This window comes from Gardnerella sp. 26-12, from assembly GCF_001660745.1.
GTDB classification, from domain to species: Bacteria; Actinomycetota; Actinomycetes; order Actinomycetales; family Bifidobacteriaceae; genus Bifidobacterium; species Bifidobacterium swidsinskii.
Map to the genome: position 1 here is coordinate 1 of NZ_LWSR01000062.1, position 7069 is coordinate 7069.

Below are 7069 nucleotides of genomic sequence, written 5' to 3' on the forward strand. Positions count from 1 at the left end.
GGATGTGTATAAGAGACAGCAAACCGCTCTCGCTTACATTTTGCTTGGAACTTTTGCGGAAGCAATTACTGCAACAGGCTTAGCTCAAATTATTTCTAAAAAAATTAGCTCAATTATTGGCATGAAAAAGTACGCTCTACTTGCGGTACTAACTATTATTGCATGCATGTCTCAAAATATTGTGCCGGTTCATATTGCTTATATTCCTATTCTTATTCCGCCTATTTTGAGAGTTATGAATAAGATGAAGCTTGACCGTCGAGCTGCAGCATGCTGCACTGCTTTTGGTCTTGAAGTTCCGTATATTGCTATTCCATTTGGCTTTGGTCTTATTTTCCAAACTGTTATTGCTACGAATCTTTCTAAAAATGGCATGAAGGTTAGTGTTGCAGACGTTAGTGCTGTGAACTGGTATTTAGGTCTTGCGATGTTTGCATCACTACTTTTTGCAGTGTTTGTGCTTTACAGAAAACCTCGCGAATACAAAACTACAGAAACTGACACTCGTGCCGCCGACGCCGTTGTCGGACCTCTTAATTTACGCCATTATGTGACTATTCTCGCAATTATTGTTGTTGTAGTAGTGCAAGTTATTAGTAAGGATCTTTCGCTTTCGTCTATTGCAGGTCTTGCAACTATGATTATTTTTGGAGCAATAAAGTGGAATGACATTGACAATCAGCTTACTGGCGGCGTAAAACTCATGGGTCTTATTGCGTTTGTGATGCTCATTGCGGGCGGATATGCTAACGTGATCCAAGCGACAGGCGGAGTTGAGGAGCTTGTAAACTTTGGTGTAGCTTCTATGGGACAAAACAAACTTGTTGCTGCATTTGTTATTACGCTTATTGGTTTGCTTGTGACTATGGGCATTGGTACTTCGTTTGGCACGGTTCCTATTCTTGCGGTTTTGTTCGTGCCACTGTGCCAGAGCATTGGTTTCAGCACTCCTGCAACGATTCTTCTTATGTCTTCTGCTGCAGCTCTTGGAGACGCAGGCTCCCCTGCTTCCGATACCACACTTGGACCTACTTCCGGCTTAAACGCAGACGGTCAGCACAGTCATATTTGGGATACTTGCGTTCCAACATTCCTTATTTTCAATATTCCGCTTATGGCTGCCGGCATTGTAATATCACAGTTTATTTAGCAGATTATTTTGGCAAACACAGCAAGTAAAAACGCAACTAGCGAATAACACAAATGACTAATAAACGCCAGTCGAGTTGAATAAACTCCCTGGCGTTTATTTTTAAATACCAATCAACCAATCGCAAAGTAGCCAATCGCTGCAAATTCGCAACGATTGGCCACTATCGCACGTCTCCCGATGATTTAATAAAAGCCATTCAAATAATAAAATAACTTAAGCTACAACCTCATTATGAAAGAACATCAAAAAGAAATTCATATCTTGCATTATTTCTTCCCAAGAAAGACTTTTAGCCCAAGGTGCTTTCCTTTGGTAATCCTTCCACTTTATTCTCATCACTTCACTATCTTTAATCCTATCGAAAATTTCATTCACGTTACTCAGTAAATAAAGGGTGTTTCTCGTTTGAGAAGTAGCGTAAAAAGCTTTAGCAATCTCTTCTTTCTTAAAGACATTATCTCCTTGAGACACTCTAAGAGCATGCAAATCATAAAAATCTCGCATTCTCGTGTTAAATTCTTCCCTCACAAGAATTGTTTGCAACTTTTCTGCTAAAATCGTTGCAATTGGATAAGTCAATAAAGAGATAGATTATGAGAACATTAAAGGCAATTCTGCTTCCATAGCAGATGGAGTAATAGCATGTCCAGTTGAAATATCGATTTTAACAGGAGTTTTTGTACCATCAAAATCTGCAATTAGGCTAGCTCGAACCCCTGGATAGTCAGATTCTTGCATAATAGAATCAAGCGTTTGTAGCGTAAATTTAACACCATCATCGATATTGATAGATATTACATCTGATATAAAAATACGCACATCATCTTCACTAAGAGAAATATTTTGCATAGTTGTATCAATATCCATTGTTGTACGAAGATTTACGCCAACAAGATAAGAAATCAGCATTCCACCTTTTAGAACAAAATTGTCTTTATACCGCGAGCGAGAAACACGATCTAAAAAACGCTCCATCATATATACGCGCATTAGCACGCGAGGATCTACACCCTTTTGGAGTGCAACATTCTTTATTTTTGCTTTAAGCTGATTAGCATCCTTCATTCTCATAACAACACCCCCAAATATTGTGAAATCAACTTTGAAATCCTAAATTTTTTAGCGTAATCGCTTAGTATATCAAGTCGCTTATCCTTTCTTTTAACATAAGCTTTTAACGCACCAAATACCACCTGTGCATCTATTTGAGAACGAGAACGCAAAATATCGCAAATTGTGCGCTCTAAATCATAAGAAGGCACAAGATTACCTTCAAGCGACATAAGATTCGTCTTACCAATTCCTAAAAAATCTGGTTTTATATAAAACACCCTAACACCAGTCTTAATTAGACTACTTGCATTATAAGTTGACGGAACAGTCACTGTTAAAGAAGAAGGTTCTCTATCAGTCAAATTATGTAGAAGAAGGGCAGATTCATGTGAAAAAACAGCAACAGATGTGCGCTTTGACAATAAATTCATTTCATCATTCCACAAATTGCTCTTAACGTAAACACCTTTTGATACGCGTTCTAAGCTCTCATCTTTAATAAATCGATAAACACTAGACGGGCTAATTCCAAGTTCTTTGATGACACTATCAATGCTTAAAACTTGCTTTTTCTCTATGTAATTGCACAATTGATCCTTTAACATTTGCCCACCTACTTAATGATACGTTTACGCTGATTTCATATATTATATCAGCATAAACGTATCAAATGCGCAAGCAAATCGTAAAGTGCAAATAGCCAAACCACATTTAACCAAATCACAAAGTAGCCAAACAACGCAATTTTGCACCTAATGGCCACTAGCGCAAAACAGAGACATCGCGCAGTACGCAATCTGCACCAGTGTCTCTACTGAGCTTAAAATTGCTCAGCGCAAACCAAGCGAAAGCCAAGCCCAAGCCAGATCAACATCCTCACATAGACACAGTGTAAAGCGAGTAGAAGTAAGCCTTTTGATTCATAAGCTCCTCAAAGCTTCCGCGCTCAATAAGCTCGCCGCTTTTCATCACAAGAATCTCATCATATTGCTTAAGCGAATTGGCATCCAAGCGGTGAGTTACCACGAGTCGAAGAATTCCTTGCAAATTCAAAATAGACTGCGTTACGTTCGCACTTGTCTCGTTATCTAACGCGCTCGTAGCCTCATCAACCAGCAGAATCTCGGACCTTTTAAGCAGGCTTCGCGCAATAGCAATACGCTGCTTTTCGCCGCCAGAAAGATGACTACCGTTCTCGCCGCACTGATAATCCTTGCCTTTAGCAGCAATCAAATCATCCAAACCAGCCAAGTGAATCACACGATCCACTTCCACATCTGGGAATGGCTTAAAAAGCGTAATATTATCTAAAATCGAAGCATCAAACATAAACACAGACTGCTGCATAAGAGTCGTCTTATCGTAAAGCGAACTCTTGCTCACATTGCTAAGCTCGTGATTATCCAGCTTCACACTACCTTCATAATCCTTGTAGTAGCCCATAAGCAGATTAATCAAACTACTCTTACCAGCACCAGAAGGTCCCACTATCGCGTAAGATTTTCCAGCTTGCAAACTAAGACTTACATTTTTCAAGACTTTATGATCCGCGTCATAAGCGTACGAAACATCGCGCAAAACAACGCTTTTAATAGAATCGTCAATGATCTCGCCAGAATCTTCCTTAGCGTTACTCATATAATCAGCCATCTTGCTAATCAGCTTCTTGGCACCTTTCATCTCGCCAAGCATTTGCGGAAGACTTGCAATAGGCTGAAGCACGCCATTCATCAAATTAGTGAAAGCTAACACCATTCCAGCAGTAATAACACCAACATGAGCATTAACCATCCAAGCGCCAACAAGCATCACGCCAAGCTGAGTTGCAAGGCTCGAAATCGTTCCAAGAGCAGAAACAGTAGTCATCGTTTTTTCGCGAAGATTCTTCGTATGCTCAAGCTCCATCGACTGATTCTGATAACGGTTAATCACCTCCTGCTCCGCCTTAAAACTCTTAATAACCGAAACTCCATTCAAAACATCCTTCGTCAAAGCTGTGTAAGACTCATTCGACTTAGAAACCTGCTCCTCTCGAGTGGCAATTCCGCTAGCTGTAAGGATCGAGCACGCCATAGGAAGCACGGAAATAATAAGAGCAATAACAGTGAGCAGCGGACTATAGTAAATCATAAGAGCTAGAGAGCTTACAAGCATAAGAACGTCTTGAACAAAATCAAAAATCTTCTTCAAATACTTTTCTTGAATACGCTCACAATCATTAGTAAGTACAGAAAGATACGTGCCGGAATTCGCGAGCGAAAAATCACTATAACTCTTCTGTAAAAGCTTCTTGATAACAGACTCTTTATACTGATTCATTGCTTTTTCAAGAAAGCGAGGGTACGAGCTGCGCTTCAACGCGAAAATCAGGGAGATTGCCAGCATAAAGGAAACAACAAGCAGCAAAATAGTAGTTAAAGAGAAAGCTCCTTTACCTGCCATATAGTCGAAAATAATTTGCAAAATCCAAGAAATAGCAGTGTAAATCATGGACAAGGAAATAAAAACTATCATCGAAAGAAAAGCTACAAGCTTGTTTTCCTTGAAAAATAGTTTTACGTAATTTTTTACGTCGGGATGTAGTTTGGATGATTGCTGATTCGCGGGCGATTGCTGATTTGCTGTATTGTCAGTTTTGTTCATTCTCGCTACCTCTCACTTCCTTTATATCTATTTGCTATTTTTGCTATTTTTCGCTAATAGCATTTTCGCAGCTAGCATTTTCGCTTTCGAATTGCTAATCCACTCTCTACTAAGTATTGAAAGACACACTATCATACTTATCCTGATTGGTCATGCTTATCTGCTTGATAACACCTATAAATGCTTAAACACACTTATACGTAATGCTTGCTAGAAATAATAAGCATAGAGTTAAAAAAAAAATCAAATCAAATACGCAACACCGCTTCAACACAAAGCTCAAGCGCATACGCTTTAGAATCCCCGCCCCAATTGCGCTCATCATAATTTTCAACATCGTGCAAAGTATCTGCAGTGTAAAGAATCTCACCCCAAACAATCTCACGCATTTGCGCACAAGCCGCTAAAGCAGAACACTCCATTTCAACAACCGCGCATCCCTCCTGCTTACGATTAGCAACTTTCGTCTTAGTCTCACGGAAGAACCCATCCGTAGTCCACGTTTTAACTTCATGATAAGGCAAATTATGCGCCTGCAAAGTTTGCAAAATAGCGCGCCTCGAACGCTCTGAAACATCAACATAACGACTTGGAGGCAAATAATGATAAGAAGTCCCCTCATCCCTTAAAGCTTTATACGGAACCAGAAAAACGTTTTCCGCATAATCAACTAGCGACCCACAAGAACCAGCACTAACAACTTCCCTAACGCCGTAAGAAATCAACCAATCTAAGATCTGAACAGCAGCAGGAGCGCCAACTGGAGCTTGTACTAAGCAGATTTTTTGAGTTTCTTCTTCTACTTCGCTGTTTGCGTCTTCCTTTACTTTTTTCTCTACTTTTTCTTCCAAAACATATATTGGATATACTTTAGTTGCAGATTCAAAATTTGCTACAATCGTAGCTTTCCTACTTAAAGCATACTGATCGATTTCATCGCCTAAAAAAGCAAAAACCGCTTTAGATGGAAGCTGAACAGAAATATTATCGTGATTGGGCATTAAAACTGCACTTTTATCGGAATCATACTCTAAAATCGGCAAATCATATTCTGCCATACAATCAGCTCCTTCATAAGATCAGCTCCATCCTACAAGCAACTCAATCCTATATACAAATACACGCATTAGTACACGAAAATCACAAAGTGGCCAATCTATGCAAATTCGCACTTAATGGCTACTAGAGAATCATATTTTCTGCATCATGTCCTGTCTTTTATAAAACCGCAGCAATCGATTTCTGCTAACTCAATAAAACCAGCTGACTTATAAAAAGCAATAGTTTTTTCAGTACAATCCGTAGTCAATTGAATTTGACGAACATTAGGATAATAATCCACAATCGCCTTTAACAAAGCAGACCCTATCCCCTGCCTTTGATACTCAGGCAAAACAAGAATATCCTGAATAAGAACAACCGTATATCCGTCACCAACAGCTCTAGCAATTCCAACTAGCTCATCATTTTTATAGGCAGCTAAAACCTTGAGCGAATTGTTAAAACCATTTTCCAAAGCAACTAAATCATCTGTGTACGCAGACCAACCAACGGAATCATACAACCTTAAAATATCTTTGCTATTATACTTTTCATACTCTTTTATTTGAACATCTGCTAAATTCATTGACAATAACACCTCCGAATACTGTGCAATCAACGTTGAAACCCTGAATTTTCTAGCGTAATCGCTCAGTATATCAAGTCGCCTATCTCTTCTTTTAACATAGGCCTTTAATGCGCCAACTGCACCAGTGCCCAAAAACAGGCAAAATCAGACACTCGCGCAGAAAAAGGAGTACGTATCAAGGTATGCCAAACACAAATCAAGTTTGACAAACGCAAATCCATTCGCTATAGTTTCCACTTATCACCATTTCGACGAGTAAAGGAGTGCACATGTATCATACAAATATGATGACAAATTGTTGTTGTAACGTATGCTGTTGCGCATTTCTTAATCGAAATGATGTTTCCAAGCACTAACTGTGCATAACATCTAGCCTGTGTTAAAAGCATTTACGTTAGAACACAGCAAATTACGATTTAAGAAACAGCGCGCTGTTTCTTAAATCGTAATTTGCTGTGTTCTAACGTAAATGCTTTTAACACAGGCTAGATGTTATGCACAGTTAGTGCTTGGAAACATCATTTCGATTAAGAAATGCGCAACAGCATACGTTACAACAACAATTTGTCATCATATTTGTATGATACATG

General features: G+C 39.1%; 5 protein-coding genes and 1 pseudogene. 1 reads left to right on the top strand and 5 read right to left on the bottom strand.

Annotation, left to right across the window (positions count from 1 at the left end):
• A partial coding sequence (locus A5295_RS04045) for a Na+/H+ antiporter NhaC family protein (protein WP_064621768.1) occupies positions 1 to 1150 on the top strand: 1150 nt, incomplete at its 5' end.
• A 216-nt stretch (positions 1151 to 1366) separates the two neighbouring features.
• On the opposite strand, the pseudogene A5295_RS04050 reads toward A5295_RS04045, so the two are convergent.
• The 5 genes and pseudogenes from A5295_RS04050 to A5295_RS04070 form a co-directional block, all read right to left on the bottom strand.
• Positions 1367 to 2224: pseudogene (locus tag A5295_RS04050) on the bottom strand (nucleotidyl transferase AbiEii/AbiGii toxin family protein).
• Complete coding sequence (locus A5295_RS04055; protein ID WP_004119958.1) at positions 2221 to 2811, bottom strand: abortive infection protein; 591 nt, start codon at positions 2809 to 2811, stop codon at positions 2221 to 2223. The pseudogene A5295_RS04050 and the gene A5295_RS04055 overlap by 4 nt, the downstream one beginning before the upstream one ends.
• A 271-nt stretch (positions 2812 to 3082) precedes the next feature.
• Positions 3083 to 4849, bottom strand: a complete 1767-nt coding sequence (locus tag A5295_RS04060; protein WP_064621769.1) for an ABC transporter ATP-binding protein — start codon at positions 4847 to 4849, stop codon at positions 3083 to 3085.
• 248 nt (positions 4850 to 5097) lie between these two features.
• Positions 5098 to 5907 carry a nucleoside phosphorylase gene (locus A5295_RS04065; protein ID WP_064621770.1) on the bottom strand — a complete coding sequence of 270 codons (810 nt, stop codon included), beginning with the start codon at positions 5905 to 5907 and terminating at the stop codon, positions 5098 to 5100.
• A gap of 146 nt (positions 5908 to 6053) precedes the next feature.
• On the bottom strand, positions 6054 to 6476 hold the full coding sequence (locus tag A5295_RS04070) for a GNAT family N-acetyltransferase (protein WP_064621771.1): 423 nt from the start codon (positions 6474 to 6476) through the stop codon (positions 6054 to 6056).
• Positions 6477 to 7069: the final 593 nt, after the last annotated feature.

Bases quoted from the DNA above. Each gene is read 5' to 3' on its own strand.
- A5295_RS04060 (WP_064621769.1), bottom strand. From the start codon at position 4,849: ATGAACAAAACTGACAATACAGCAAATCAGCAATCGCCCGCGAATCAG.
- A5295_RS04055 (WP_004119958.1), bottom strand. From the start codon at position 2,811: ATGTTAAAGGATCAATTGTGCAATTACATAGAGAAAAAGCAAGTTTTA.
- A5295_RS04065 (WP_064621770.1), bottom strand. From the start codon at position 5,907: ATGGCAGAATATGATTTGCCGATTTTAGAGTATGATTCCGATAAAAGT.
- A5295_RS04070 (WP_064621771.1), bottom strand. From the start codon at position 6,476: ATGAATTTAGCAGATGTTCAAATAAAAGAGTATGAAAAGTATAATAGC.